At 70.2% G+C, this 26,668-nt stretch carries 25 protein-coding genes and 1 riboswitch; of the genes, 7 read left to right on the top strand and 18 right to left on the bottom strand.

The window, feature by feature from the left end; translation table 11 throughout:
• Nucleotides 1-17: 17 nt before the first annotated feature.
• Nucleotides 18-1,178, top strand: coding sequence for an acyltransferase family protein (locus tag HNR15_RS07910; protein ID WP_179480603.1), 1,161 nt, complete (start codon nt 18-20; stop codon nt 1,176-1,178).
• The gene (locus HNR15_RS07905; RefSeq protein ID WP_179480601.1) at nt 1,178-2,032 is read left to right on the top strand and encodes an SGNH/GDSL hydrolase family protein; all 855 of its coding nucleotides are present in this window, start codon (nt 1,178-1,180) and stop codon (nt 2,030-2,032) included. The genes HNR15_RS07910 and HNR15_RS07905 overlap by 1 nt, the downstream gene beginning before the upstream one ends.
• 13 nt (nt 2,033-2,045) lie before the next feature.
• On the opposite strand, the gene HNR15_RS07900 is transcribed toward HNR15_RS07905, so the two are convergent.
• The 3 genes from HNR15_RS07900 to HNR15_RS07890 form a co-directional block, all read right to left on the bottom strand.
• Nucleotides 2,046-3,029, bottom strand: coding sequence for a quinone oxidoreductase family protein (locus tag HNR15_RS07900; RefSeq protein ID WP_179480599.1), 984 nt, complete (start codon nt 3,027-3,029; stop codon nt 2,046-2,048).
• 95 nt (nt 3,030-3,124) lie between these two features.
• On the bottom strand, nt 3,125-3,562 hold the full coding sequence (locus HNR15_RS07895; RefSeq protein ID WP_179480597.1) for a hypothetical protein: 438 nt from the start codon (nt 3,560-3,562) through the stop codon (nt 3,125-3,127).
• A 291-nt stretch (nt 3,563-3,853) separates the two neighbouring features.
• Complete coding sequence (locus HNR15_RS07890; protein ID WP_179480595.1) at nt 3,854-4,474, bottom strand: L-threonylcarbamoyladenylate synthase; 621 nt, start codon at nt 4,472-4,474, stop codon at nt 3,854-3,856.
• A gap of 23 nt (nt 4,475-4,497) precedes the next feature.
• Between HNR15_RS07890 and HNR15_RS07885 the strand changes: the two genes are divergently transcribed.
• Nucleotides 4,498-4,974 carry a cupin domain-containing protein gene (locus HNR15_RS07885; RefSeq protein ID WP_179480593.1) on the top strand — a complete coding sequence of 159 codons (477 nt, stop codon included), beginning with the start codon at nt 4,498-4,500 and terminating at the stop codon, nt 4,972-4,974.
• A gap of 220 nt (nt 4,975-5,194) precedes the next feature.
• Here HNR15_RS07885 and HNR15_RS07880 read toward each other — a convergent pair whose 3' ends face one another.
• Nucleotides 5,195-5,734 (bottom strand): DUF1697 domain-containing protein, encoded by a 540-nt coding sequence (locus HNR15_RS07880; RefSeq protein ID WP_179480591.1) that lies wholly within the window; start codon nt 5,732-5,734, stop codon nt 5,195-5,197.
• A gap of 29 nt (nt 5,735-5,763) precedes the next feature.
• Here HNR15_RS07880 and HNR15_RS07875 point away from each other — a divergent pair, with 29 nt between their 5' ends.
• Nucleotides 5,764-6,381, top strand: coding sequence for a histidine phosphatase family protein (locus tag HNR15_RS07875; protein WP_179480589.1), 618 nt, complete (start codon nt 5,764-5,766; stop codon nt 6,379-6,381).
• Between the two features lie 3 nt (nt 6,382-6,384).
• Here HNR15_RS07875 and HNR15_RS07870 read toward each other — a convergent pair whose 3' ends face one another.
• Both HNR15_RS07870 and HNR15_RS07865 read right to left on the bottom strand, forming a co-directional pair.
• The gene (locus tag HNR15_RS07870) at nt 6,385-7,869 is read right to left on the bottom strand and encodes a glutamate-cysteine ligase family protein (RefSeq protein ID WP_179480587.1); all 1,485 of its coding nucleotides are present in this window, start codon (nt 7,867-7,869) and stop codon (nt 6,385-6,387) included.
• Nucleotides 7,870-8,085: 216 nt separating this feature from the next.
• Nucleotides 8,086-9,006: an HNH endonuclease gene (locus HNR15_RS07865; protein ID WP_218884138.1), complete on the bottom strand. Its 921-nt coding sequence runs from the start codon at nt 9,004-9,006 to the stop codon at nt 8,086-8,088.
• A gap of 97 nt (nt 9,007-9,103) precedes the next feature.
• Here HNR15_RS07865 and HNR15_RS07860 point away from each other — a divergent pair, with 97 nt between their 5' ends.
• The 3 genes from HNR15_RS07860 (at nt 9,104) to HNR15_RS07850 (ending at nt 14,647) form a co-directional block, all read left to right on the top strand.
• A complete protein-coding gene (locus HNR15_RS07860) occupies nt 9,104-10,279 on the top strand; it encodes an exonuclease SbcCD subunit D C-terminal domain-containing protein (protein ID WP_179480585.1) in 1,176 nt (391 codons plus the stop codon).
• Entirely contained in the window at nt 10,276-13,365 is a 3,090-nt protein-coding gene (locus HNR15_RS07855) for an AAA family ATPase (protein ID WP_179480583.1), read from the top strand. Before HNR15_RS07860 ends, HNR15_RS07855 begins: the two co-directional genes overlap by 4 nt.
• Before the next feature lie 64 nt (nt 13,366-13,429).
• Entirely contained in the window at nt 13,430-14,647 is a 1,218-nt protein-coding gene (locus HNR15_RS07850) for an aminotransferase class I/II-fold pyridoxal phosphate-dependent enzyme (RefSeq protein WP_179480581.1), read from the top strand.
• 70 nt (nt 14,648-14,717) lie between these two features.
• Here the strand turns inward: HNR15_RS07850 and gcvP are convergent, their stop codons facing one another.
• From gcvP to HNR15_RS07790, 12 genes are all read right to left on the bottom strand, one after another.
• Nucleotides 14,718-17,612 (bottom strand): aminomethyl-transferring glycine dehydrogenase, encoded by a 2,895-nt coding sequence (gene gcvP / locus HNR15_RS07845; RefSeq protein ID WP_179480579.1) that lies wholly within the window; start codon nt 17,610-17,612, stop codon nt 14,718-14,720.
• A gap of 100 nt (nt 17,613-17,712) precedes the next feature.
• A riboswitch (glycine riboswitch) is annotated at nt 17,713-17,810 on the bottom strand.
• Between the two features lie 51 nt (nt 17,811-17,861).
• Nucleotides 17,862-18,428 carry a MerR family transcriptional regulator gene (locus tag HNR15_RS07840; protein ID WP_179483656.1) on the bottom strand — a complete coding sequence of 189 codons (567 nt, stop codon included), beginning with the start codon at nt 18,426-18,428 and terminating at the stop codon, nt 17,862-17,864.
• A 249-nt stretch (nt 18,429-18,677) separates the two neighbouring features.
• Complete coding sequence (locus tag HNR15_RS07835) at nt 18,678-19,208, bottom strand: bifunctional nuclease family protein (protein WP_179480577.1); 531 nt, start codon at nt 19,206-19,208, stop codon at nt 18,678-18,680.
• Complete coding sequence (gene ftsR / locus HNR15_RS07830) at nt 19,205-19,906, bottom strand: transcriptional regulator FtsR (RefSeq protein WP_179480575.1); 702 nt, start codon at nt 19,904-19,906, stop codon at nt 19,205-19,207. Before ftsR ends, HNR15_RS07835 begins: the two co-directional genes overlap by 4 nt.
• On the bottom strand, nt 19,890-20,324 hold the full coding sequence (locus HNR15_RS07825; protein WP_179480573.1) for an FHA domain-containing protein: 435 nt from the start codon (nt 20,322-20,324) through the stop codon (nt 19,890-19,892). Before HNR15_RS07825 ends, ftsR begins: the two co-directional genes overlap by 17 nt.
• A gap of 78 nt (nt 20,325-20,402) precedes the next feature.
• Nucleotides 20,403-20,789 carry a glycine cleavage system protein GcvH gene (gene gcvH / locus HNR15_RS07820; protein ID WP_179480571.1) on the bottom strand — a complete coding sequence of 129 codons (387 nt, stop codon included), beginning with the start codon at nt 20,787-20,789 and terminating at the stop codon, nt 20,403-20,405.
• Between the two features lie 43 nt (nt 20,790-20,832).
• Nucleotides 20,833-21,576 (bottom strand): DUF881 domain-containing protein, encoded by a 744-nt coding sequence (locus HNR15_RS07815; RefSeq protein WP_179480569.1) that lies wholly within the window; start codon nt 21,574-21,576, stop codon nt 20,833-20,835.
• Nucleotides 21,573-21,905: a DUF1290 domain-containing protein gene (locus HNR15_RS07810; protein WP_179480567.1), complete on the bottom strand. Its 333-nt coding sequence runs from the start codon at nt 21,903-21,905 to the stop codon at nt 21,573-21,575. Before HNR15_RS07810 ends, HNR15_RS07815 begins: the two co-directional genes overlap by 4 nt.
• Nucleotides 21,902-22,795 (bottom strand): DUF881 domain-containing protein, encoded by an 894-nt coding sequence (locus HNR15_RS07805; protein WP_179480564.1) that lies wholly within the window; start codon nt 22,793-22,795, stop codon nt 21,902-21,904. Before HNR15_RS07805 ends, HNR15_RS07810 begins: the two co-directional genes overlap by 4 nt.
• A complete protein-coding gene (clsA, locus tag HNR15_RS07800; protein ID WP_343048467.1) occupies nt 22,792-23,427 on the bottom strand; it encodes a cardiolipin synthase ClsA in 636 nt (211 codons plus the stop codon). The genes HNR15_RS07805 and clsA overlap by 4 nt, the downstream gene beginning before the upstream one ends.
• A 10-nt stretch (nt 23,428-23,437) precedes the next feature.
• Nucleotides 23,438-24,343, bottom strand: a complete 906-nt coding sequence (gene fdhD, locus HNR15_RS07795; protein WP_179480562.1) for a formate dehydrogenase accessory sulfurtransferase FdhD — start codon at nt 24,341-24,343, stop codon at nt 23,438-23,440.
• Nucleotides 24,343-26,634, bottom strand: a complete 2,292-nt coding sequence (locus HNR15_RS07790; protein WP_425484524.1) for an FdhF/YdeP family oxidoreductase — start codon at nt 26,632-26,634, stop codon at nt 24,343-24,345. The genes fdhD and HNR15_RS07790 overlap by 1 nt, the downstream gene beginning before the upstream one ends.
• Nucleotides 26,635-26,668 lie beyond the last annotated feature (34 nt).

Here is a 26,668-nt window from a genome sequence, read left to right as displayed (position 1 = left end):
ACTCGGGGGTTTGGACCGTGCCACGACCGCTTGACCGCAACGCGACCTATCTACCGGGGCTCGACGGTGTCCGCACCGTCGCCGTCGCCCTCGTGATCTGCGCCCACCTGGGGTTTCCCTGGGCTCGTGGAGGGATCCTCGGCGTCGGGATCTTCTTCACACTCAGCGGATTCCTCATCACCTCGATCCTGCTCGGCTCGCTCGAGCGGCTGGGCAGCCTGCGGTTGCGCACGTTCTGGATCCGTCGTGCACGCCGGCTGCTGCCCGCGGTCGTGGTGCTGCTCGTCGTGGTGCTCGCGTGCACGGCGATCCTCGACCCGGCGGCCTTCGCGACCCGCATACGAGACGCGCTGGCCGCGGTGTTCTACGTCGCCAACTGGAACACGATCGGCCAGGCGTACGTCGCGGCGAACACCCAGGCGGTCGATCCGCTCGAGCACTTGTGGTCGCTCAGTGTCGAGGAGCAGTTCTACCTGGTGTGGCCACCGGTGCTCGGCCTGCTGCTCTTCGTATGTCGTGGACGGGTGCGGGTGGTCGCGGCCGTCACCGCCCTCCTCGCGGCAGGGTCGTTCGCGCTCTCCTGGACGTTGTTCGCACCGGGCGTCGAAGGCGCGACCCGTGCCTACGAGGGCACCGACACCCGCGCCGGGGCATTGCTCGTGGGCGCGCTGGCCGCGATGCTCTGGCTGCCCTCGCTCCGGCGCGGCGACCGGCGACGAAGCCGACGGGTGGCGCTCGACGTGAGTGCAGTCGGGGCACTGTCAGCGATCGGCGTACTGGTCTGGCGCACCGATCAGTTCAGCGCCTTCCTCTACCCGTGGGGACTCCTGCTGCTCTCCCTCGCCACAGTCGTCGTGCTGATGGCCGCGGTGCAGGACGGCGGAATGCTCGGCGCCGTCCTCGGGAGTGCGCCGATGCGCTGGGTGGGCGAGCGGTCGTACGGCATCTACCTGTGGCAGACCCCGGTGATCGTCTTTTCCCAGGGGCTCACGGACCGACACGGGTGGGCGCTGTCGCTCGCGAACGTCGCGGTCACGGTCGCCCTCGCAGCCCTCTCGTGGACGCTGGTGGAGGATCCGATCCGCCGACTGGGCTTCCGAGGCGCGTTCGCCACGCGCGCGGCGACCCGCCCGGCGCCGGCACTGACCGCGGTCGAGCGGGACATGGTGCGCTCGTGATGAGCGCCGGTGGTCGACGCACTCTCCTCGGGGTCGCGACCTTTCTGGCGGTCGCCGTGATCGCGCTCATCCTGCCGGCGGCGTTGCACGCCGGCCGCCCCGACCCGGTGACGGCATTCGGACCGACGGCCTTCCCGCCGGTCTCCCCGCCCGTCTCCTCCCCCGCCTCCACACAGCCTCACGCGCCGGGATCCAGCACTCCGCCGGCCACCCACCCGGGTCCGCTCAGGACCAGCTGCAGCTCGGTGCTCTACATCGGTGACTCCACCTCGGAGGGGGTTGTCTCGGTCGACTACCTGCCCGAGCCCTCCGACCGCGAGGACGCGCGGTTGCGGGCGGTGGGTGTCCGCACGTTCATCCCGGAGATCTCCGGTGCGCGGGCGATCGTGGAGCACTACCAGGGCCAGGCCAGCGGCGCAGACGTGGTGAACCGCTATGTCGCGCAGGGGTATCGGGGTTGCTGGATCATCGCGCTGGGAAACAACGACGCGGCGAACATGTCCGTCGGAGGCACGCCCGACGCGGCCGGCCGGATCGACATGGTGATGCGCAGGATCGGTGGACAGAAAGTGCTCTGGGTCGACACCCGCACGCTCGTGAGCACCGGCCCGAACGCCGAGCCGAAGATGGCCGCCTGGGACTCCGCGCTGCTGGGGGCGTGCGGGCGCTATCCCGAGCTGCGGGTCTACGACTGGGCCAGCGAGGTGCGACCGGACTGGTACACCCACACCGACGACATCCACTACACGACACCGGGCTACCGCGCCCGGTCGCTCGGCATCGCCCGAGCACTGGCCAACGCCTTCCCCGCGAGCGGCGCACCTCAGCCCGGGTGCACGGTCACCTCGCGGTGAGCGGCGTGACCGGTTACGGGGTGAGCAGCAGCTTGCCGGTGGTGGCGCGACCCTCGAGGGCCTCGTACGCCGCAACGGCCTCGTCGAGCGGGTAGCTCGCGCTGACGTCGACGTGCAACGACCCGCGCTCCACTGCACTGAGCACGGCCCCCGCACGCCACAGCAGCTCCTCGCGGGTCGCGATGTAGGAGGCCAGGGTCGGGCGCGTGACGAAGAGGGAGCCGAGTCGGTTGAGCCGCTGCAGATCGAACGGCGGCACCTGTCCGCTGGCCGCGCCGAAGAGCGCCATCAGCCCACGCGGTCGCAGCGAGCGCAACGACGCATCGAAGGTGGCCTGACCGACACCGTCATACACGACGTCGACCCCGCGGCCGGCTGCGTCGCGCACCGCGGCGGCCAGCTCCTCCGGCTTGCCGTCGAAGTCGTGGTAGCCGATGGTGTGCTGCGCACCCAGTCGTGAGGCGATGGCCAGCTTGTCCGCGGTGCCCGCCGTCGCGACCACCTGAGCGCCCTTGGCCACGATGAGCTGGACGAGCAGCTGTCCGACTCCCCCGGCCGCCGCGTGCACCAGGGCGATGTCCCCCTCGCGCACCGGGTAGGTCGACTCGACCAGATAGTGCGCGGTCATGCCTTGGAGCATGGCTGCGGCGGCCTGCGGCAGGTCGACGCCGTCGGGCACGGGGACGAGAGCGGCGGCCGGCACGTTGACGAGCTCGGAAGCCGACCCGGCCCCGGAGGCCCACGCGACGCGAGCGCCCGGGCGGATGTCGGACACCTTGGCTCCGACCGCCTCGACGGTGCCGGCACCCTCCTCACCCGCCACGAACGGGGTCGGACCGGGATAGACGCCCTCCCGTTTGTAGACGTCGATGAAGTTCACCCCCGTCGCCACGACCCGCACCTGCACCTCGTCGGGTGCGGGCGCGGGCACGTCGTGGTCACGGACCGCCAGCACCGAACGGTCACCATGCTCGGTCACGAAGAGAGCGCGCGTCATGACCCTCACCCTATTGCGGTGCGTGCAGAGCTCCCGGACAGTCGCTCCGCGCCTGAGCAGCAGCTTTGCCTATATCCGCACCTGCTCTATCTGGATCACCGCAGGTCGCGCACCACCACCTGGCGGGAGCCCACGGCCTCGTAGTCGCTGGCCAGCAGGGCCTGCACGGCGACCACGTTGCCGGGAGCCGCGGAAGCGATCAGCGGGTGCCCCTCCGGGATGAGCGCCGAGGCCGCACGCAGGACTTCTGCACCGAGGCACTGACCCCGTGCGCCCGGTGCCACCTCGACCCCGATCTCCTGCAGAAGGCCGATGCCGGTGCTCAGGGAGACCACGACGTCGTCGCCGTCCGGCAGACCGAACGCCCGCGCGGCCGTGCGGAATGCCGCCGCGTACCGCACCCGGGGATGGTCATCGAGATCCGGACGCCGCATGAGCAGGCCGTCGGTCGCCTCGAGGTCGCGGCCGGTGCCCGACGCGACCATCAGGAGGTCCAGCGAGTGCACGACTCCATGACCTCCGAGCAGAGCCATCGCAAATGGCGGGATGGTGGGCTCCTCCGGTCCCGTCCGCGCCCGACGTGGCCAGCTCCTCGTTGCTGAGGTCGTCCGGCGCGCAGACGATGGCATGACCGGTGAAGGCGACGACGCCGAACACCCCGGGCGCTCAGCTCGGCATCCGCGTCCAGCGATCGTCGACCGGCGACGGGAATCGCATCCAGGCAGCGTGGATCGCAGATCCCAGTGGGTGCGAATGCATGGTCTGCAGGGAAGTCACCAGGTGTGGGGGCAGACCCCAACTGTCGAACCCGTCGTCCGGCAGCGTCATTCGAACGGTGCGGGATCGCCGGACCCGACCCGCACGACCTCGGGCGTCTCGCCCGACCAGTCGACGACCGTGGTGGGTTCGTCGCCGCACTCGCCGGAATCGATGACGGCGTCCACCTGGTGGTCCAGCTCCTCCTTGACCTGCCAGCCGTCGGTCATCGGCTCTTCGTGGTCCGGCAGGATCAGCGTGCTCGAGAGGATCGGGTCGCCGAGCTCCTCCAGCAGCGCGCAGGCGACCGGGTGGGCGGCGATGCGGACGCCGACGGTGCGTTTCTTCGGGTGCAGCAGCCGGCGTGGCACGGCACCTGTCGCCGGGAGGATGAACGTGTACGAGCCGGGCGCCGCAGCCTTGACCGAGCGGAAGACGCGGTTGTCGAAGTGCACCAGTTGTCCCACCTGGGCGAAGTCGTGGCAGACCAGGGTGAAGTGGTGGTGGCTGTCCAGCTGCCGGATCCGGGTGATCCGCTCCTTGCCGTCCGGGTTGTCGAGCGAGCAGCCGAGCGCGTAGCCGGACTCCGTCGGGTAGGCGAGCAGCCCGCCGTCGCGCACGATCGCCACCGCCTGGCCGATGCTGCGCGGCTGGGGATCCCTAGGGTGCACGTCGAAGTACCTCGCCATTCGGCACACGTTAGGGGACGACGATGAGCGGTCGGAAGAAACTGCCGGACTGGGCGGAGCGGCTCGACCTGCAGGAGCATCCGGAGGGCGGCTGGTTCCGCGAGACCTACCGCAGCGACCTGCAGATCCCGGACTTCCTCTCCGGTGGGTCCGGTGGGCACCGATCGCTGGCGACGGCCATCCTCTACCTGCTGATGCCGGGTGAGCAGAGCGAATGGCATCGAGTCACCTCGGACGAGCTGTGGATCCACCAACACGGCGGTCTGCTCGCGCTGGAGCTCGGCGGCGACGGACAGGTGCCCGATGGCAGGACCACCGAATATCTCGGCATGGGTCCAGCCCTCGACCGCGACTTCGCGGTGCCCCAGGCGCTCGTGCCCGCCGGGCACTGGCAGCGCGCATCGCCGTTCGGGCTGAACGGCCGCGTCGAACCGGTGCTGGTCAGCTGCGTGGTGACCCCGGGCTTCGACTTCGCCGACTTCGAGCTCTACGACGGCTGACCCGACTGACGTGCGTCGTACGGCGTGTGTGTGGGCCCGCTCGGTGCCGAAACGCGGTCACGAAGCGTCGTACGACGTGCGTTTAGGCCCGCTCGGTGCCGAAACGCGGCCAGGAAGCGTCGTACGGCGTGCATTTGGGACCGCGCGGCGCCGCCCCAGAACCCTGCTCACGTAAGGGCACGCCACGAGGGACCATGCGGCGCCCTCGCAGCGGATCGGCTCAGCTCCCCCAGCGCTCGGCCAGCGTGCGCACGACCTTGATGTCCCGGGTGGTCGCATCACCGACGGTCTTCTCCAGTCGGGCGTTGGTCATCTTCGCCTCGTGCGCCGGTTTGGTCAGCCACCAGTAGACCTCCGACCCGTGGACCCGCAGCCGTTCGCCCGGCTCCTCCCAGTCGTGCAGCAGGTCGGAGGCGTCCGCCTTCACCGGCTCGGCGCAGAACGTGACGTAACGACGCGCCTCGTCGTCCGGGAACGGCGACGCCAGGCCCTCGGCGCACGCCGCGACCTCGGCCAGCGCCGCGGGAGTGCGCACGACACAGGGCACCTGGAACCCGAACTCGGCCTCGATCAGCCGCTCCAGCTCGGCGCGTACCTTCACCGCCGACCGCATCGGTGTCTGCAGGCGCAGGTTGCCGCTCTGGATGTAGGTCTCGACGTCGCTGAACGCGTTGTCCGACAGCAGCTCGCGCAGGAGGGCCATCTTCACCCACCGCGGCCGCACATTGACCGCGCGCAGGAACACGATGTACGTCGGCACGCCTCACAGGCTGCCACTAGATTGCCCAGATGAGCGCCGACAGTCCGACATACAGCCTGATCCTCATCCGGCACGGCGAGACGGAGTGGTCGCGCACCGGCCAGCACACCGGGACGACGGATCTGCCGCTTCTGCCCGAGGGTGAGGACTGCGCGCGCCGGGCGGGCGAGGTCATCCGGGACATGCCGCGGGTGGCGGCGTTCGTGTCGCCCATGCAGCGCGCACGACGTACGGCGGAGCTCGCGGGCATCACCGACTACACGATCGACGCCGACCTGCGCGAGTGGGACTACGGCGGTTACGAGGGTCTCACCACTCCCCAGATCCGTGAGCGGTCCGGCGACCCGCGCTGGGAGATCTTCAAGGACGGTGTGGTGCCCGGCAAGACGCCCGGCGAGACGGTCGAGGACGTCGCCGCCCGGGTCAGCCACATCATCGAACGCTCGATCCCGATGCTCGACGACGGCAACGTCGTCGTGGTCGCGCACGGCCACTCCCTGCGCATCCTCGCCACGGTGTTCCTGCAGAACGTGCCGCGTCTCGGCGCCCGCCTCATGCTGGACGCCGGCGCGATCTCGATGCTCGGCTACTACCACGGCAATCCGTGCATCCAGGTGTGGAACCGGTCGACCCGCGAGGGCGTGTAGGCGTCAGCCGGGCAGCTCCCAGGTGTGCACGGGCTCGTTGCTGTGCATGCCGTCGAGGTAGCGCTCCACCATCTGCGCGAGGGCGTCCAGCCGGCTGAGGCCCTTGGCTTCCAACGCCTGGACGCACTCGACCTGCCAGCTCGCGCCGTTGCGCCCCACCCGGCAGCGCTGCTCGATGATGCCGAGGTAGCGCTCGCGGACCGCCGTCGCGACGCCCCACTTGCGCAGTCCCTCGTGCGCGAGCGGGAGCAGGTGGCGCAGCACCAGCTCCTCGGACGCGACCTCGCCGAACCCCGGCCAGTAGATCGTCGCGTCCATCCCCCGTCGGGCGCCTTCGGTGAAGTTGTGCTCGGCAGCGGCGAAGCTCATCCGGGACCACACCGGCCGGTCGTGCTCGGCCAGCATCCGCACGACGCCGTAGTAGAACGCCGAATTGGCCAGGGTGTCGGCGATCGTGGGACCGGCCGGCAGCACCCTGTTCTCCACCCGCAGGTGCGGTGCGCCGTCGACGGTGTCGTAGATCGGCCTGTTCCAGCGGTAGACGGTGCCGTTGTGCAGCTTCAGCTCGGCCAGCTCGGGCGCGCGCCCCTCGTCGAGCACAGCGATCGGGTCCTCCTCGCTGGTCTCGGGCAGCAGCGCCGGGAAGTAGCGCACGTTCTCCTCGAAGAGGTCGAAGATCGAGGTGATCCACCGCTCCCCGAACCACACCCGCGGCCGCACACCCTGGTACTTCAGCTCCACCGACCGGGTGTCGGTCGCCTGTAGGAAGAGCTCGACGCGGGTCTCCTGCCACAACTGCTTGCCGAAGAGGTACGGCGAGTTGGCACCGACCGCGAGCTGTACGCCGGACAGCGCCTGGGCGGCGTTCCAGTAGGCCGCGAACTGGTGGGGCTGCACCTGCAGATGCAACTGCACGGACGTGCACGCGGACTCGGGGTAGATCGAATCGGCATACATGGCAAGGCGTTCGCCGCTGGTGCCCTCGATGTCGATGAAGAGGTCCTCACCACGCGCGGCGAAGATCGACTCGTTCAGTGCGGCGTACCGGGCGTTGGCGCTCATCCAGTCCGGCGAGAAGTGCTCGGGCATCAGGGTGGGCAGGATGCCCACCTGCACGATGCGCGCGCCGGCCTCGTTGGCCTTTGCCTCGGCGCGGTTGAGGCTCTCGCGCAGCTCGCGCTCCAGCTGGATCGCCGAGTCGCCGGGCATGGGACGCGGGCTGACGTTGAGCTCGATGTTGTAGCGGCCGAGTTCTGTTTGATAGTCGGTGTCGGCGATGCTCTCCAGTACGGCGGCGTTCGACATCAACGGCATGGCGTCCTTGCCGACCAGGTTGAGTTCGATCTCCATGCCGGTCAGCTGCTGCTCGTACTCGAAGCGGTGCGTCGCCAGCATCCGCTCGAAGACGTCCAGGTCCTGGCGCACCTTCTCGCGGTAGCGCTGCCGCTGCTCGCGGGTGTACGTCGTGCCAGAAACTTCCGCGCCCATCAGGCCTCCTCGAGGATCGGGCCCAACCTACGGGGTGTCGGCGACCTGTTCGTAGCACCGACCACGAATCGCGGTCGCACCCGATCCGCCGGACACCCTTCCCCGGGTCGCGGGTTGTCGGCCCGGCGACCATTTTCCTGCGCCGGCCGGCTCTCGGACGGTGGGTTGTCGGCCCTGCGGTCACTTTCCTGCGCCGCGCCTGGTCGGTTCCTGCCGCTAGCCGGTGCCGCCCGAGGTGAAGTGCTCCCATGTCTGCGCGAGCAGGTCACGATCGGGACGTTCGCGACCAATCTCGGGAAGCACCATCAGAGGCTGATCGTGCCGGCCCTTCAAGCCGTGCTCGAGCATCGGCCCGTCGATCTCATCCAAGAGGTCGTGGCGGATCTGCACGACGTAGTCCGGCCGGATGCCGAGGATGCGACGGTCGTACGCGGCATGATGGATCCGACACAAAGCAAGCCCGTTAGTCACCGATGCGATCCCGCCCTCCGTCGAGTCCGGAACAATGTGGGCGGCGTCCAGCAACTCGCCGTGTCGTAGCGAGCACACGGCACATCGCGTTCCATAGGCGCGCATCACCGTTGCCCGGAAGACAGGCTGGTGCAGCCGCACTTTCGTCTCCTGCAGGACGTACCGGCGCAGCGCAGCCTCGACGGGAGAGTCTGGATCGGCGGATGCTAGTTCCGGCTCGTATCCCACGACGAATTGATGTTGCGCGGCTTCTTCCGCCACGAGGTACACCGGGTACATCGGTTGGTGTTGACCTCGGCCTACCCCGAAAAACCAGATCAGAGGGAGTCGTTGGTCCATTGCACGCCGTAGCGCGACGTTCTCTGGGTGCTGCGACTCGGTCCCGCGCCACTTGTAACGCAGCCGCTCATCCAGTCCAGTCAGGTCGTCGTACGGTTTCGGTCGACCGGGCGGGGTGTAAACGGTTCGGATCGAGAGGGCCGCGTCGAGCACAGCAGGCTTTCGGATGCCCCGTTGACGGTCGATCAGGGCGAGCCGCTCTCCATCGAACCGGAAATCTGCGAGGTCTTCACCCGACAAGGGCATGGATCCGTCGTGCGTTCGAGCACTGAGCCAGGCCATTGCTTCATGCCGCAGACGCATGTCGCGCTCGGTTGACCAATGCATCACGGACTCACCCTGGCAGACCGTCGCCCATGGCAACGCCGCCACACGCCGGGGCAAATGCGCAGGCCTGTCGGAGGTGGCTCCTAGCCTTCGGAACGTGCGCATCATCCACACCTCCGACTGGCACCTGGGCCGCTCCTTCCACGGTGCCGGGCTGCTCGACGCGCAGGTGGCCTACCTCGACCACCTGGTCGACGTGGTGCGCCAGGAGAAGGTCGGCGCGGTGCTGGTGTCCGGTGACATCTACGACCGCGCCCTGCCCGCCCCAGCGACCGTGGCCGCGCTGGACGAGGCCGTGGTGCGGCTGCTCGACGCCGGTGCGCAGGTCGTGCTCTCCAGCGGAAACCACGACTCCGCGACGCGACTCGGTTTCGGGTCGCGGGTGCTGGAGCGCGCGGGCCTGCACATCCGCACCTCCCTGGACGGGATCGGCAGGCCGGTCGACTTCGGCGGCGCGGCGGTCTACCCGCTCCCCTACCTGGAGCCGTCCGTGGTGGCACCCGCGTTGGACGCCGCGCCCACGCACGCCGACGTGCTGCGCGCCGCGATGGCCCGAGTGCGCGCGGACGCGGCAAGCCGACCGACCCCGACGATCGTCATGGCGCACGCCTTCGTCACCGGAGCCACCACCAGTGACTCCGAGCGCGACATCGCCGTCGGCGGGGTCGCCGCGGTGCCGCGCGCTGTCTTCGCGGGCATGACGTATGCCGCGCTGGGCCACATCCACCGGCCGATGGAGCTGGCCGACGGCGTGCGTTACAGCGGGTCGCCGGTGGCGATGTCCTTCTCCGAGGCGGGTCAGGTGAAGTCCTCGGTGCTGCTCGACCTGCAGGACGGGCAGGTGCGCACCGAGCTGATCGAGGCTCCGGTACACCGACCGATCGCCCGGTTGCGCGGCGTGCTGGCCGATCTGCTCGCCGACCCGGCCCTCACCCAGCACGAAGACGCCTGGTGCGAGGTCATCCTCACGGACCCGACGCGACCGCCCGCGGCGATGGAGCAGGTACGCCGCCGGTTCCCGCACACCCTCACGCTCGGGTTCGCCCAGGCCGCGACCCCCATCGACCGCCGCAGCTACGCGGAGCGGGTCGACGGCCGCGACGACCTGGACCTCTGCTGCGACTTCACCGAGCACGTACGCGGCGGGGTAGCCGCCACCGACGCCGAGCGCGCCGTCTGGGCCGCGGCGTTCGAGCGCGGCCGCACCGCCCGCGACGCCGGGGCCGACGAGGGCGCTGCCCGGGCCACCTCGGGCGACCGGGGCGTCGCGTGAGGCTTCACCTGTTGGAGCTGCAGGCGTTCGGACCCTTCGCCGGCCTCGAGCGGGTCGACTTCGACGCGCTGGACGCGGCAGGGCTCTACCTCATCCACGGCGCCACCGGAGCCGGCAAGACCTCGATCCTCGACGCGGTCTGCTACGCCGTCTACGGCGCCCTTCCCGGCAGCCGCACCGGTCATCGCGAGACCATCCGCAGCGACCACGCCGACCCGAGCGTCCCGTCGCACGTACGGATCGAATTCACCGCCGCCGGTGAGCGACTGAGGATCCGACGCAGTCCGGAATGGGACGCTCCCAAGAAGCGCGGCACCGGCACCACCAAACGCCCCGCCACCGTCCTGCTCGAAGTGCTGCACGGCAGTGAGTGGGTCGCGCAGAGCACCCGGATGGACGAGGCGGCCGAGATCGTCACCGACCACCTCGGCCTGGGGCTGGAGCAGTTCGCCCAGGTGGTGCTGCTCCCCCAAGGCGAGTTCGCGACCTTCCTGCGCGCGAAGCCCGAGGACCGTGCGGCGCTGCTCGGCCGGCTCTTCGACATCGAGCGCTTCACCGCGGCGCAGGACTGGCTCGCCGAGCGCCGGCGGGAGCTGAGCACGCAGGTCCGCGAGACCAGCACGGCCATCGCCCATCAGGCCGACCGACTCGTCGACCTGCTCGCGGAGCTGGACCTGCCGGCACCGCAGGACCCGCCGCAGACCGCTGATGCGCCCGATGTCACCGCACTCCTCGCAACGGTCGTGGACTGCCGCCGGCTGGCCGCCGACCACGCGACCCGCGCCCTCGTCGACGCCGACGACGCGGACCGGCAGCGCGACATCGCCCGAGATGCACTGCAGCAGGCCGGTCGGCTCGTGGGACTGCAGCAGCAGGCCCGCGCGGCCCGCGCGGTGTTGCAGGCGTACGCCGCGCGGGAGGACGAGCGCTGCGCACAGCGGGAGGCGGTGCGGGCGTCCCGCCGCGCATCTGTCGTCCGGCCGGTCGCCGCGCGGCGCCGGGAAGCAGCCGCGACCCTCGATGCGGCGTCATCGCGCCTCGAAGCCTCCGTCGCGCAGGCGCGTGCGCTCGTGGGCCCCGCTCACTCGCTCGACTCGGCGCGGGACCGGTCCGCGCTGGCCTGTGCGATCGCCGACGGCGGTCGAGCACTCACGGGTCTACGCGATCTGGAGTCTCGAGCGGCCGCCGAGGCGAAGAGCGTGGGTCGTCAGGGCGATGAGGCGTCCGCGACCGCCGAGCAGTTGGCGGCGGTGGTGGCCCACCTCGATCAGTTGCGTGATCGGGTCGAGCGGATCGAGGCCGAACTGGCCGGCGCCGCGGATCCAGGTCCGGACGCCGTCAGCGCCGCCGAGCGGGTCGTCGAATCGATCAGGACGGCGCAGTCCGCCCACGAGTCCTTGGAGCGTTCACTCCATGTCGTCGGGGCGGCCCGCGAGCACACCGCGAAGGTCACGCCGGTCTATGTCGCCGCGGAGGAGCAGGTGCTCGAGCTGCGACGCCGACGGCTGGCGGGCATGGTCGGCGAGATCGGCGGCGAGCTGCGACCCGGATGCCCCTGTCCTGTCTGTGGATCCGAGCAGCACCCGGCACCGGCGATGCCCGTCGACGACGCGGTGACCGCAGCCGACGTCGAGCGCGCGGAGGCTGACGCCGAAGCAGCACGGACGATCTACGCGGACGCACAGACCGCGCTGGCCATCGCCCAGGGCCGCCACGAGGACTGCGTCACGGCCCACCGCCTCGCCCTGGCGGCCATCCCCGGGCGGGCTGCAGAGGAGGCGGCCCCCGACGCCGACGCCCTCCGTGAGCTCCTGTCCGTCGCCCGGCGCGCGGTCGCCGCTGCGATCTCGGCACGGGATCACCGGCAGACGCTCACGAAGCTGCTCGCGGAGTCCGCCGCCGCGACGTCCGAGGCGCAGGAGGCACACGCCCGGGCACAGGCCGGTCACGCGGCAGCGGTGTCGCGCCTGGCCGAGACCCGCGAGCGACTCTCCGACATCGAGCGGCGCATGGCCGACCGCCGCGGCCGGCATGCGCAGGAGTGCTGGTGCGACCTCGTCGACCAGGGCGACCCGCTGGAGCGCCATCAGGGGCTGGAGCGGGCGGGCGAGACGTTGCAGGCCGCCGACCAGACCTGGCGAGTCGCGCAGGACGACGACCGCAAGGCGGCCGGTGACCTGTCCGAGATCCTCACGGCGCAGGACTTCCCCGATCTGCCGCACGCCGTGGATGCGCTCCTGACCGCCGATCGGATGGAGCACCTCGAGCAGACGGTGGCGACGGAGCGCGCGGCCTACGACCGGGCGGTCGGGGTGCTGGACCAGCCGAACGTCGCCGACGCCGAGACGGCGCCCGCTCCGGATCTGCCCGCCCTGGAGGATGCGGCACAGTCGGCCGAGCATCGGCGTACGACGACCGCGCAGGCCGTGTCCACCGCCGACCGTGCCGTGCGCGACCTGGACAGCATCGTGGCGGCGGTCCGCGAGCTGGCGCAACGATCCCGGCCCGCGCTCGAGGAGCTCGCGGTCCTCGGCCCGTTGGCCGACACGGCCGCCGGCCACGGCGACAACCTGCTGCGGATGCGCCTGACGTCCTACGTGCTGGCCGCCCGCCTGGAGCTGGTGACAGCCCTCGCCAACGATCACCTGAAGGTGATGTCCGACGGCCGCTTCACCCTGGAACACAGCGACGAGCTGGCGCGAGGCGGTGCCCGCAGCGGCCTCGGCCTGCGGGTGCTCGACGCCTGGACCGGTCGCGCCCGCGACACCGCGAGCCTGTCCGGCGGTGAGGCGTTCACCGCTTCCCTCGCCCTGGCCCTCGGGCTCGGCGACGCCGTGCTCCACGACTCCGGCGGCCGCCCGCTCGGCACGCTGTTCGTCGACGAGGGCTTCGGATCCCTCGACGAGGAGACCCTCGACCAGGTCATGGAAGTGCTCGACGGGCTGCGCGCCGGCGGACGCAGTGTCGGCATCGTCAGTCACGTCGGCGAGCTGCGAGCGAGGATCCACAGCCGCGTACAGGTCCGCAAGACCGAGAGCGGGTCCCACATCGAGGTCATCCCCGCCGCGCAGGACGCGGTCGCGTAACGACACACGCGCCACGCGCGGCGGTGCCCCTGCCGGGCGTTCACGCTGTGCGAGGCTGTCCGCCGTGCGTGAGATCAAGCAGTCGGCGAAGCTCCAACATGTCCGGTACGACGTGCGCGGACCGATCCTCGTCGAGGCCGAACGCCTCGAGGCCGAGGGGCACTCGATCCTCAAGCTGAACATCGGCAACCCCGCCCCGTTCGGCTTCGAGGCGCCCGACGCGATCCAGCGGGACGTCGTGCACCACCTGCACAAGAGCCAGGGCTACAGCGACTCCCGAGGCATCTTCTCCGCGCGTACGGCGGTGGCGAACTACTACCAGGGCAAGGGCCTGACGGGTGTCGAGGTCGACGACGTCTTCATCGGAAACGGCGTCAGTGAGCTGATCTCCCTGGTGCTTCAAGCGTTCGTCGACGACGGCAACGAGATCCTCATCCCGGCGCCGGACTATCCCCTGTGGACCGGGGCGGTCACGCTGGCGGGGGGCACCCCGGTGCACTATCGCTGCGACGAGGCCAACGGCTGGAATCCCGACCTGGACGACATCGAGTCGCGGATCACCCCGAACACGCACGCCCTCGTGCTCATCAACCCCAACAACCCCACCGGTGCGGTCTACAGCGAGGAGATCGTCCGAGGGTTCGTGGACATCGCCCGGCGCCACGAACTGGTCCTGATGTGCGACGAGATCTACGAAAAGATCCTCTTCGACGGCGCGGTCCACCACCACGCCGCGACGTTCGCCGGCGACGACGTGCTCTGCCTGACCTTCAGCGGGCTCTCGAAGGCCTACCGGGTGTGCGGCTACCGATCCGGGTGGCTGGCGATCACCGGACCACGACACCTGGCGGCCGACTTCCTCGAAGGCCTCACGCTGCTGGCCAACATGCGGATGTGCGCCAACGTGCCTGCCCAGCACGCCATTCAGACCGCCCTCGGCGGATACCAGTCCATCGACGAGCTCATCGTGCCCGGCGGGCGGTTCTACGAGCAGTCGATGCTCGCGTGGCGGCTGCTCAACGAGATCCCGGGCGTCAGCTGCGTCAAGCCCGAGGGCGCGCTCTACTGCTTCCCGCGGCTGGACCCGCAGATCTACCCGATACAGGACGACCAGGCGTTCGTCATCGACCTGCTACGAGCCGAGAAGATCCTGGTCACCCATGGGACGGGCTTCAACTGGATCGCGCCGGATCACTTCCGCCTGGTCACGCTGCCGGACGTCGACACGCTCACCGAGGCGATCGGCCGGATCAGCAGATACCTCAGCACGATTCGCGTATAACTCGCGCTTCCGGCACACGGTTGTCAGCGGATTCCTGGCGGATACGCCAGGAATCCGCTGACATTCGCGCTCAGTCCTCGAACGCCTCCGGCGAGGGGCACGAGCAGATGAGGTGCCGGTCGCCGTACGCGCCGTCGATGCGCCGCACGGGTGCCCAGTACTTGCGCATCGGGTCCACGCCCGCGGGGTACACCGCCTCGGCGCGGGAGTACGGGTGCTCCCAGTCCTGGGTCAGCGACTGTGCGGTGTGCGGCGCGTGCCGCAGCGCGCTGTCCGCGGCGGGTACGGCGCCGTCCTCGACCTGCTGGATCTCGGCACGGATGGCGATCATCGCCTCGCAGAACCGGTCGAGTTCATCCAGGCTCTCGCTCTCGGTCGGCTCGACCATCAGCGTGCCCGCCACCGGGAAGGACATGGTCGGCGAGTGGAAGCCGTAGTCCACCAGGCGCTTCGCGACATCGTCCACCGTGATCCCCGACGACTTGGTGAGGCCGCGCAGATCGAGGATGCACTCGTGGGCGACCAGGCCGTCCTCGCCGGAGTAGAGCACCGGGTAGGAGTCGCGCAACCGCGCCGCGACGTAGTTGGCCGACAGGATCGCGGTGCGCGTCGCGTCGGTCAGACCCTGCCCGCCCATCAGGCGGACGTAGGCCCACGAGATCGGCAGGATCGACGCCGAGCCGTACGGCGCGGCCGAGATCGGGCCCACACCCGTCTTCGGACCGGCCTCCTCGGCGAACGGGTGGTTGGGCAGGTACGGCGCCAGGTGGGAGCGGACGGCGACCGGCCCCACGCCGGGGCCGCCACCGCCGTGCGGGATGCAGAAGGTCTTGTGCAGGTTCAGGTGCGACACGTCGCCTCCGAAGCTGCCCGGCTCGGCGATCCCGATGAGCGCGTTGAGGTTCGCACCGTCGACGTAGACCTGGCCGCCGGCCTCGTGCACGAGCTCGCACAGCTCCGTGATGGTGTCCTCGTAGACACCGTGCGTCGAGGGGTAGGTGACCATCACCGCGGCCAGCGTGTCGCCGTGCTGGGCGATCTTGACCCGCAGGTCCTCCAGGTCGACCTCGCCGGTCGGAGCGGTCTTGACCACCACGACCTTGAGGCCCGCCATGACCGCACTGGCGGCGTTGGTGCCGTGCGCGGACGCCGGGATGAGGCACACCCGCCGGTCGTGGTCACCGTTCGCCCGGTGGTAGGCGGCGATCGCGAGCAGTCCTGCGAACTCGCCCTGCGCCCCTGCGTTCGGCTGCAGGGACACCGAGTCGTAGCCGGTGATCGCGGCGAGCCAGCCTTCGAGGTCGGCAACGATCGAGCGGATGCCCTCGGTCTGGTCGGCCGGCGCGAAGGGGTGCAGGTTCGCGAACTCCGGCCAGGTGATCGCCTCCATCTCGGTGGTGGCGTTGAGCTTCATGGTGCAGGAACCGAGCGGGATCATCCCGCGGTCCAGCGCGTAGTCGCGGTCGGCCAGCGTGCGCAGGTAGCGCAGCATCGCGGTCTCGCTCTGGTGACTGTGGAAAACGGGGTGGGTCAGAATGTCGTCGGTGCGCCGCAGGGCGTCGGCCCAGTCCGGCTCGCCAAGGGCTGCAGCGTCGTACTGCGGTGCCCGCGCGCCGAACGCCGTTGCCACCGCTGCAAGATCCTGCGATGTGGTGGTCTCATCGACGCTCAAGCACACGGTGTCGGCGTCGACCCGCCAGAGGTTCACGCCCTGCTCCAGCGCTCCGGAGCGAATGTCGTCGGCGCGCCCGGCGACGGTGACGGTGAGAGTATCGAAGAAGTCGCCCTCAGCGACCTGGGCACCCGCATCGCGCAGCGACGCCGCGAGGGCGGTGGCCTTCGCATGCACCTCCCGCGCGATCCGGGTCAGACCCTGCGGGCCGTGCCAGACGGCGTACATCGCGGCCATCACCGCGAGGAGCACCTGGGCGGTGCAGATGTTCGAGGTCGCCTTCTCACGGCGGATGTGCTGCTCACGGGTCTGCAGAGCCAGCCGGTACGCCGGGTTGCCGGCCGCGTCGACGCTCACGCCGACCAGGCGGCCCGGCATCGTGCGCTCCAGTCCGGCGCGCACGCTCATGTAGCCCGCGTGCGGTCCGCCGAAGCCCATCGGCACGCCGAAGCGCTGGGTCGTGCCGACGGCCACATCGGCCCCCCAGCTGCCGGGCGCGGTCAGCAGCGTCAACGCGAGCAGGTCGGCAGCGGCCGTGACCAGGGCGCCGGCCTCGTGGGCAGCCTGCGTCAGCGCGGTCCAGTCCACGATGCGACCCGACGCGTCCGGGTACTGCACGACGACACCGAAGACGTCGCGGTCTCCCGCGGCCTGGCGCAGGGAGGCCGCGTCGTCGACACCACGCAGATCCGCCACGACGAGCTCGATGCCGAGAGGCACGGCACGCGTGCGGGTGACGGCGATGGACTGCGGCATGACGTGCTGGTCGACCAGCAGGACCGCGTCGGCGGACGCCTTGCTGCCGCGGCGCATCAGCGTCATGGCCTCTGCGACGGCGGTGGCCTCGTCGAGCAGCGACGCACCGGCCGTCTGCAGGCCGGTCAGGTCGCGTACGACGGTCTGGAAGTTGAGCAGTGCCTCGAGCCGGCCCTGGGAGATCTCCGGCTGGTAGGGCGTGTATGCCGTGTACCAGGCCGGGTTCTCCAGGATGTTGCGGCGGATCACCGCAGGAGTGTGGGTGCCGTAGTAGCCGAGGCCGATCATGCTGGTGCGCACCGAGTTGCGCGCCGCAATCGCGCGCAGCTCCTCGATGACCGCGGGTTCGGACGGTGCGGCCTGGAGCTCGAGCGGGTGGTCCGCGCGGATCCGGCCCGGGACGGCGGCGTCCAGAAGGGCCTCGAGGCTGGGCTGGTGGACGGCCTTCAGCATCACCGCGACGTCGTCCTCGGTGGGCGCGACGTGGCGGCGGACGAAGTCGGGGGCGGGCGCGTCGTGCTGGGTGGGGGTGCTCATGGCGTTCCTCGCAGAGGGCAGGCGGCGGTCGGTCGCCTCCCCTTCTGTCAGCTGGTCCCGGCCGGACTTCGACCGTGCGGGGACATGCCTTCAGAGATGCCTCGACCGGGCGGTCCGGGAGCCTGAGAGGTTCTGGGGAGAATTGCCCCTTCGGCGTCCTCGCACAGGATCGTGCGAGTTCTCTCCCGCCGGCGTCGCGAGCGTGCTCAAGATTACTACGCGGGCGGGTGGACTCCTACCGCGGCCGGATCAACCGGCGTGGCGGGCCTGGCGACGCTGACGCAACTCGTCGCCGGGGTGTACGGCGGGCTCCGGCTCCTCCGGTCGCTCGCTCGGCAGCTCGCTGAGCGTGCCCTCGACCTCGCGCCACACCGAGCCGAGCGCGATACCGAACACGCCCTGCCCGCCGCGCATCAGGTCGATGACCTCTTCATCGGAGGTGCATTCGTAGACGCTCGCGCCATCGGACATCAAGGTGATCCCGGCGAGGTCGGACACGCCCCGGGCCCGAAGAGTGCTGACCGCGATCCGGATCTGCTGCAGGGAGACACCGGTGTCCAGGAGTCGCTTGACGACCTTGAGCACGAGGATGTCGCGGAAGCTGTAGAGCCGCTGGTGGCCCGAACCCGAGGGATTGCGCACCGACGGCTCGAGCAGCCCCGTGCGCGCCCAGTAGTCCAACTGCCGGTAGGTGACGCCGGCCGCGTTGCATGCCGCCGGACCGCGGTAACCGACCGTCTCGGTGTCGGACGCGTCACCCGGGTGCGCGAACAGCGCGCCCTGCAGCGGCTGAGCGGCGCGGGTCCCGTCCTGCAGTACCGACGCAGCATCGCCTGTCGTGCCTGTCGCAGCCACGGTCGACCTCCAGTTTCCGGGGTCCTACCGACCCGCGTGAGCAACCCGTCGAACGAGCCGCTGTTCCTGCATTCTACGGCCGGAGAGGCGTTGCGGAGGGCCCGCGAACCACTGCAACCGTGCTCGCAACGTAAGGCGCGCTGCGGGCAGGGTCAACGACCGGCGGGGTCTAATTTCGGCGTGTCGCGGCACTTCGCGCAACAGTAACCCTCAAGTCGAGGATGAGGGTCTGTCCTCGGGCCCGTCTTCCGGGGCTTCACCGGGTCCTTCGCCCTCGGACGTCTCGAAATCCTCGGCCGACACGTTGTCGAGGAACTCGCGGAATTTCTCGACCTCGTCGTCCTCTTCGACCGGCACGGACACGCCGACCTCGTCGAAGATCTCGTCCGCGACGTAGATCGACACCCCGGCACGCAAGGCGATGGCGATCGCGTCGGAGGAGCGGGCGCTGATGGTGGTGTCACCGTCGACGACCAGCTCGGCGTAGAAGATGCTGTCCTCCATCCGGGTCACCACGACGTGCTCCAGGGTGTGACCGAGGTCGGATAGGACGTTGACCAGCAGATCGTGCGTCAACGGACGCGGCGGCGCCACCCCTTGCTGTGCGTACGCGATCGCGGTCGCCTCTGGCGCGCCGATCCAGATCGGCACATAGAGCTCGCCGTCCCTCTCGCGCAACAGGACGATCGGCTTGTTGGTCGGCATCTCGACTCGCACACCCATGACATCGACCCGTCTCATGGGTGCAACGCTACCTGCGCGCGCAGCAACGCGAGATGCAGTGCCAGGCACTCGCCCACGACCTGCTCGCTCTCGGTGCCCCGACCGCCGCGGCCGCGCAGTTGCGCGACCATCGCGGCCTCTCGTTCCGCGGCCAGCCGGAAGGTACGCAGGTGCCGGGCGCCGAGTCCGCGCGCCATCAGTGCGGCGGCGCTGCGGGCGACGACCAGGGCCTGCCGGTCGAAGTATCCGGCGTCCGGGGTGATCAGACCGAAGCCCGCCAGGTCGCGCACCTGCGCCTCGTTCAACCCCGATCCGCGCGCCACCTCCGCGAGGGTCAGTCGCAACGGCGGCTCGGCGCGCTCCTCCTCCGGCGGTGACGGCGGCGGGCTGAGCGCGGGGTCGCCGGCCGGTGGCGGCGGGACGGGCCGCGCGTCCAGGTCCTGCGGTGGCTGCAGGCCGCGGTCGTAGGCGTCCAACGCCTCCCGGATGACCTTCAGCGGCCAGAAGCGATCGCGCTGCGCGGTGAGGACGAATCGCAGACGGTCCAGGTCGGCGTTGCTGTACCGACGGTAGCCCGACGGTGAACGGCCCGGGCTGACGAGACCTTCAGCATCCAGGAAGCGGACCTTGGAGATCGTCAGGTCGGGGAAGTCCTCGCGCAGCAGCGCGAGGACCGCACCGACCGTGTGGCTGCCGCCCTCAGGAGCCGGCGGCACCGTAGTAGACCAGGCGGAACTTGCCGATCTGGACCTCGGTGCCGGTCTTCAGCGGTGCCGAGTCGGTGATCTGGCCGTTGACGTAGGTGCCGTTGAGCGAGCCGACGTCCTGCACGGTGTAGCCCTGGCCGGTGCGCCGGAAGATGGCGTGCCGGCGCGAGACGGTGACGTCGTCCAGGAAGATGTCGCTGTCGGGGTGACGCCCCGAGCTGACCTCGTCGGCATCGAGCAGGAATCGGGCGCCCGAGCCCGGCCCACGCTGGGAGATCAGCAGCGCCGTCCCGGGACGCAGCGCGTCGACGGTCGCCTGGTCGGCACTGGAGAGGCCGACCTCGCTCGGGGGTACGGCGTCCGCCGGCTGGACTCCTGCTGCGGGGATGCGTGCGGTGGTGTCACCGGACGCCGGCTGCTCGGTCATTGCGTCACCCTATGTGATCGTTGTAACGGGGTCGGTGAGGCGGGCCGTGCCGAAGCAGGCCCGGTGGAAGTGCTCGGTTCAGCCCAGCGACGCGGTGTACGCGTCGGCGTCCTTCAGGGCGGCGACCGCCGATGCGTCGGCGACGCGCAACTCGAACATCCAACCCTCGCCGTACGGGTCGGAGTTGATCAACTCCGGTGTGCTGTCGAGGCTTTCGTTGACCGCGGTGACTTCGCCGTCCAGCGGGGCGTAGAGGTCGCTGACGGACTTGGTCGACTCGACCTCGCCGCACGAATCACCGGAGGTGAGCTGGTCGCCGACCGCCGGGAGGCTGACGTACACCACATCGCCGAGCGCGTCCTGCGCGAAGGCCGTGATGCCGATCCGCACCACGTCGTCCTGCTCTCGCACCCACTCGTGATCCTCGGTGTAGCGCAGGTCGGCGGGGTACTCCAGCTGGGACATGGGGCTCCTCGGGTAAAGGCGTGCGGTGCGTCGGCGCGGCCGGTCAGCCGGTCGACGTGGTGGTGTCGGGGTGAGCGTACTGATCGCCGCTTCCGGCCCGCAACGCGCTCACCGAGACTGTGGTGGAACTGGTCACCGAGGCGGTGGCGCCCAGCTGTCGCAGGGTGCTCACGACGCCGCCGGGGATGGCCATCGCGGTGGACATGGTGTGCGGGTCGCCGATGGCGAGCAGCACGTACGGCGCGCTGATGGAGGTCCCGTCGACCTGCAGCCGGTTGTCGCTGCCGGTGGAGAAGTAGGAGCTGGCCACGACGCGCACCGAGTTGACCTGGATGGCCTCGGCGCCGGCGTCCCGCAGCTCCTCGACCGCGTCCAGGAGGTTGGCCGACTGCACCCCGGCCTTGGGGTCCGCGACGGTGATCCGGATGCCCGGCCCCTTGGCGGGCAGGGTGCCGGCCAGGATGCCGAGCTGGGTCAACCGCTGCTGCGCCGCCTTCAGGGCGGCCTGGTCCCCGGTGCTGCCGCGCAGCTGGTCCCGGGTGTAGGTGAGGGTGTCGCTCTCGTGGCCGAGGCGCACGGCCTGCTGCGCCTCGCCGTCGAGGAGAGCGACCAGGTCGTCCTGGGACAGGTTGTCCAGGCCCGAGGAGCGGTTCTGGTGCACCTGGGTCACCATCGCGAAGCCGAGGGCGGCGGCGAGCACGGCGGCCAGGGCGTTGGCCTTCGTCGCGCGCGGGCGGCCCATCCTGGCCAGGGTGCGCCAGCCGGACTCGCGCGCCGGCTCGCTCATGCGTGGAAGAGGTGCCGGCGGATGGCGGCGACGTTGGAGAAGATCCGCAGACCCAGCACGACCACGACGGCGGTCGAGAGCTGCGACCCGACGCCGAGCTGGTCACCCATGAAGACGATCAGGCCCGCCACCACGACGTTCGACAGGAACGACACCACGAAGACCTTGTCGCTGAAGATGCCGTCCAGCATGGCGCGCACCGCCCCGAAGACGGCGTCCAGCGCCGCGATGACCGCCACCGGGAGATACGGCTGCAGCCAGAGCGGCACGTCCGGGTGCAGGAAGAGGCCGAGGAGCAGACCGCCCAGGAGCCCTAGTGCCGGGATCACTGCGCCGCCTTCGCGTAACGCAGGTCGGCCACGACGGCGGCGGGCAGCTTGAGCGAGCTGTCCGAGCGCAGGCTGGTGCGGATGCCGTACCCGGTCGCCAGACCGTGCAGGTAGACCCCACCCTCGGAGTCGTCGAAGGCGGTGCGCAACGACGGCGGTCCGATCGCCGAGACGACGTACGGCGGCTGCAGAGGCTGGAAGTTGACGAGAATCGCCTCCCCGGCGGATCGAATGGCGCTCTGGGCGGTGAGGCGCTGACCGTTGATCGCGATTGCTTCGGCGCCACCCTGCCACATGCCGTCGACGACCAGCTGCAGGTCCGCCGACGCCACCTGGCCCTCGGCCGAGGTGGTGTCACTGCCCTGCTGGTGGCGCGGATCGACGCCCGCGCCCGCACTGCCGCTCGGTGCGTTGTCGACGCTGAGGACGACTCCCGAGCCGTGCACGGCGACCAGGCCGGTGCTCGCGCCGAGCGCGTTCAGCTGTGCAGCCGTGCTCGCTCCGTTGTTCCTCGCGAGCGCCTTGTTCTGCAGGGTCGAGATCTCGCCCCGCAGACCGGTGATCTGCCGGGAACTCGCGGCGATGTCGCCCTGCTCCTGGTGGATGCGCGAGATCAGCGAGGCGCGTTGCCGGTCCTGGTGCGTGCGGGGGACCCGCAGCGCGGACACCGCGGTGGCCAGAGCGAATCCGAGCAGGATCACCACGGCGATGAGGATCGGCGAACGGTGCCCGCTCGATGCAGCCTCCCGAGAGCCCCCCGCAGCCGCGCGGCGGTCGGCCTCCTGGCGGTACGCCGGGTCCAGGGGGTTCTTCATCAGCTCGGTGATGAGCGACATCGAAGCGGCCGGGTCGCGAGGCGGTGCCTGCGCCCGGTCGGTGGCACCGCTCATCGCGCGTCCACCGGCGCACGGGTCCGGCCCGGCCGGTCGCGCACCATCTGGCGCACGTGCTCGGCGTACATCACGCCCGCGACCCAGTACAGGCCGGTCCCCCACCACACGAACGCCCACCCGATGGGCAGCGCGACGGTGCCGACCACCCCGTGCTGCTGGCCGAGCAGCACCAGCGGGAACGCGTAGATGAGGTTGAACGTCGCCGCCTTGCCGATGAAGTGCACCGGCGGGATCGGCAGGTGGTGGATCTGCAGGATGGGCCCTAGGGCGAGCACGAAGACCTCGCGCAGGACGAGCAGCGCCACCAGCCACCAAGGGATGATGTGCCGCCAGGCGAGGCCGAGCAGGGTGGACAGGATGTAGAGCCGGTCCGCCGTGGGGTCGAGCAGCTGACCCAGGCGGGAGACCAACCCGTACGCGCGGGCGATCTTGCCGTCGAGGTAGTCGGTGACACCGGAGAGCACCAGCACCAGCAGCGCCCAGAGGTCGTGTCGCTGCAGGATGAGCACCAGGAAGATGGGCACGCCGACCAGACGGGCGGTCGACAGCATGTTGGGCACCGTCACGATGCGGTGGCTGACGGGCTGCGGCGTCTGCTCCGCTTGACCTGCCGCACCCTTGTCCTGCACAGCGCGCAGCCTAGTTGGTGACCATCCGCCCCTCGGCGACGCGTGCCTGAGCCTGCTCCTGTGACGTCTCGTGCTGCAGCCGCTGCGGGTGAGTGAACGCCGTCATCCGGTCCTCGCGCAGGAATCCGACCAACGTCAGCCCCAGCTCCTGCGCCGCCTCGATCGCCAGGCTGGACGGCGCCGAGACGCAGGCCATGAGCCGGATGCCGGCCATCGCCGCTTTCTGGACGATCTCGAACGACGCCCGCGAGGTCACGATCAGGGCGAGTCCGGAACGGTCGGCGCGGTCAGAACTGCCCACGGCGGGCTCCCCGTGCATGACCGACCAGCCGATCGCCTTGTCCACCGCGTTGTGGCGGCCGATGTCCTCCCGCACGACCAGCGGGTGCGCGGACCCGTCGAACAGGCCGGCAGCGTGCACTCCGCCAGTGCGTTCGAAGACCGCCTGGCCGTCGCGCAGCGCAGTGGCGCAGCGCGCCAGGATCTGCGGGGTCCAGGCCGGCCCGGCGTACTCGGTCGCGCCGCCCGCCGCGGTCGGCCTCGCGGCCAGCACGGCATCGATCGTGGTCTTGCCGCACAACCCGCACCCACCGTGCATGACCAGGTTGCGTTGCGCGCTCACGGGCAGCGAGGCGGTGGCGTCGCGCAGCGTGACGTCGACGACGTTCAGGGTCTCCGTGTCGCTGCAGTACCTCGCCAGCAGGATGTCGTCCCGATGCCGAATGACGCCCTCCGCCAGCAGGAAGCCGTGGATGAGCTCCATGTCGTGGCCGGGCGTGCGCATCGTGACGGTCAGCTGCTCACCGCCGACCCGGATCTCCAGGGGCTCTTCGACGGCGACCGTGTCGATCCTCGCGCGTGACTCCCCCGCCAGGTCGAACCGAACAGCCTTGTGACGCGTAGTGATCCGGCCCATCAGGTCGACGGCTCCAGACGCACGACCACGGTCTTGGACGTCGGCGTGTTGCTGCGTTTGGCCGTGGAGTCCAGCGGCACCAGCACGTTGGTCTCGGGGAAGTACGCGGCGGCGCAGCTGCGGGCCGTCGGATAGGAGACGATCCGGAAGCGGTCGGCGCGGCGTTCCTCCACCTCGTCGGCGCCGGCTGTGCCGCGCCATACCGAGACGATGTCGACGATCTGCTCGTCGTGCAGCCCCAACTCGGCCAGGTCGTCGGGGTTGACGAAGACCACCCGACGACCGTCCTTGATGCCGCGGTAGTGATCGTCCATGCCGTAGATGGTGGTGTTGTACTGATCGTGGCTGCGCACCGTCTGCAGCAGCAGGTGGCCGGGCGGGCAGTCCGGCGCCCACATCTCGTGCGTGGTGAAGGTGGCCTTCCCCGACTGCGTCTCGAAGCGGCGTTCGTCACGCGGCGGACTCGGCAGCAGAAAGCCACCTGGGTGCTCCAGCCGCGTCTCGAAGTGCTCGAACCCGGGCACGACCGCCGCGATGTGCGAGCGGATCACCCGGTAGTCCCCGCGCATCGCCGGCCAGTCGATCGTGCTGTCGGGCAGCGTCTTTCGAGCCAGCTCGCAGATGATCGCGACCTCGCTGAGCAGCGTCGGGTCGGCCGGTCGCAACCGACCCTGCGAGGCGTGCACCATGCTCATCGAGTCCTCGACACTCACCCGCTGCGCGCCGGAGACCTGCAAATCCTCCTCGGTGCGTCCGATGGTCGGCAGGATCAGCGCCTCGTCCCCGGTGACCGCGTGCGAGCCGTTGAGCTTTGTGGAGACGTGCACCGTGAGCGCGGCCTTCTCCAGCGAGGCGGCGGTCACGTCGGTGTCGGAGGTGGCCCGCACGAAGTTGCCGCCGACAGCCATGAAGACCTTCGCGTGCCCGTCGCGGAACGCACGGACCGCGTCGACGACGTCGTACCCGTGCTCGCGTGGTGCGGTGATCGCGAACTCGTCGTCGAGGGCCTGCAGGAACTTCTCGCCCGGCTTCTCCCAGACGCCCATGGTGCGGTCGCCCTGCACGTTGGAGTGCCCGCGGACCGGGCACACACCGGCGCCGGGTTTGCCGATGTTGCCCTGCAGGAGGAGGACGTCGACGACGTCCTGGATCGTCGCGACGGCGTGCCGGTGCTGGGTCAGCCCCATCGCCCAGCAGATCGTCGTGGCGCGGGAGCGGGCGAATTCGTCTGCCAGCGCTTCGATCTCACTGTGCTGCAAGCCGGTGGCGCGCTCGGTGGCGTCCCAGTCGAGTGTCGCCAACGACGCGGCGTACTCCTCGAATCCGCTGGTGTGCTGCGCGATGAAGTCCTTGTCGAGCACATCCGGGCGCTGCAGCAGAAGGTGTCCGAGCGCCTGGAAGAGCGCCTGATCACCGCCGAGGCGGACCTGCAGGTAGAGGTCGGCCAACGGGGTGCCGGGTCCGATCACGCCACGGGGGGTCTGCGGGTTGCGGAACTTGATCAGGCCCGCCTCCGGCAGCGGGTTGATCGCCACGATGCGCGCACCGCACTTCTTCGCCGCCTCCAGGGCCGAGAGCATCCTCGGGTGATTGGTGCCGGGGTTCTGCCCGGCCACGACGAGCAGCTCGGCGTTCTCCACGTCTGTGAGGGTCACGGTGCCCTTGCCGATCCCGATCGACTCGGTGAGGGCCGTGCCGCTCGACTCGTGGCACATGTTGGAGCAGTCGGGCATGTTGTTCGTGCCGTACGCCCGCGCGAACAGCTGATAGCAGAACGCCGCCTCGTTGCTCGTGCGGCCGGAGGTGTAGAAGACCGCCTCGTCGGGATCCGAGAGCCCCCGCAGGTGGCCCGCGACGATGTCCAGCGCGGCATCCCAACTGACCGGCCGATAGTGGGTGTCGCCGGGCGCCTTGTGCATCGGGGTGGTGAGACGCCCCTGCTGGCCCAGCCAGTAGTCCGTGCGGCCGCGCAGCTCCTCGATGCTGTGCTTCGCGAAGAACTCCGGCGTGACCCGGCGGGTGGTGGCCTCCTCGGCGACGGCCTTGACGCCGTTCTCGCAGAACTCCGCGGCGTGCGTGTGCCCGGGATCGGGCCAGGCGCACCCGGGACAGTCGAAGCCGCCCGGCTGGTTGAGGCGAAGCAGCGTGCGGCCGGAGCGGGCCGGACCCATCTGTTTCATCGCCATCCGCATCGCGCGGGTGACCGCGGGTACGCCGGCCGCGGAATGCAGCGGGGGGCTCACCTCGAGGTGATCGTCGCTGTCCTGCACCTTCAGCTCTCGTGCCACCACCTCACGGTACGCCGCGAAGTGTCGGCGCAGGAGG

Origin of the sequence: Allobranchiibius huperziae (assembly GCF_013410455.1) — a bacterium.
GTDB lineage: Bacteria > Actinomycetota > Actinomycetes > Actinomycetales > Dermatophilaceae > Allobranchiibius > Allobranchiibius huperziae.
Note: the sequence above shows the minus strand (reverse complement) of the source record. Positions and strands in the feature narration are given on the sequence as shown.

Excerpts from the sequence above, each read along its gene's own strand:
- HNR15_RS07905 (WP_179480601.1), top strand. The coding sequence starts at position 1,178 with ATGAGCGCCGGTGGTCGACGCACTCTCCTCGGGGTCGCGACCTTTCTG.
- HNR15_RS07900 (WP_179480599.1), bottom strand. The coding sequence starts at position 3,029 with ATGACGCGCGCTCTCTTCGTGACCGAGCATGGTGACCGTTCGGTGCTG.
- HNR15_RS07895 (WP_179480597.1), bottom strand. The coding sequence starts at position 3,562 with ATGGCTCTGCTCGGAGGTCATGGAGTCGTGCACTCGCTGGACCTCCTG.
- HNR15_RS07890 (WP_179480595.1), bottom strand. The coding sequence starts at position 4,474 with ATGGCGAGGTACTTCGACGTGCACCCTAGGGATCCCCAGCCGCGCAGC.
- HNR15_RS07885 (WP_179480593.1), top strand. The coding sequence starts at position 4,498 with ATGAGCGGTCGGAAGAAACTGCCGGACTGGGCGGAGCGGCTCGACCTG.
- HNR15_RS07875 (WP_179480589.1), top strand. The coding sequence starts at position 5,764 with ATGAGCGCCGACAGTCCGACATACAGCCTGATCCTCATCCGGCACGGC.
- HNR15_RS07870 (WP_179480587.1), bottom strand. The coding sequence starts at position 7,869 with ATGGGCGCGGAAGTTTCTGGCACGACGTACACCCGCGAGCAGCGGCAG.
- HNR15_RS07865 (WP_218884138.1), bottom strand. The coding sequence starts at position 9,006 with ATGCATTGGTCAACCGAGCGCGACATGCGTCTGCGGCATGAAGCAATG.
- gcvP (WP_179480579.1), bottom strand. The coding sequence starts at position 17,612 with ATGAGCACCCCCACCCAGCACGACGCGCCCGCCCCCGACTTCGTCCGC.
- HNR15_RS07835 (WP_179480577.1), bottom strand. The coding sequence starts at position 19,208 with ATGAGACGGGTCGATGTCATGGGTGTGCGAGTCGAGATGCCGACCAAC.
- HNR15_RS07825 (WP_179480573.1), bottom strand. The coding sequence starts at position 20,324 with ATGACCGAGCAGCCGGCGTCCGGTGACACCACCGCACGCATCCCCGCA.
- gcvH (WP_179480571.1), bottom strand. The coding sequence starts at position 20,789 with ATGTCCCAGCTGGAGTACCCCGCCGACCTGCGCTACACCGAGGATCAC.
- HNR15_RS07815 (WP_179480569.1), bottom strand. The coding sequence starts at position 21,576 with ATGAGCGAGCCGGCGCGCGAGTCCGGCTGGCGCACCCTGGCCAGGATG.
- HNR15_RS07805 (WP_179480564.1), bottom strand. The coding sequence starts at position 22,795 with ATGAGCGGTGCCACCGACCGGGCGCAGGCACCGCCTCGCGACCCGGCC.
- fdhD (WP_179480562.1), bottom strand. The coding sequence starts at position 24,343 with ATGGGCCGGATCACTACGCGTCACAAGGCTGTTCGGTTCGACCTGGCG.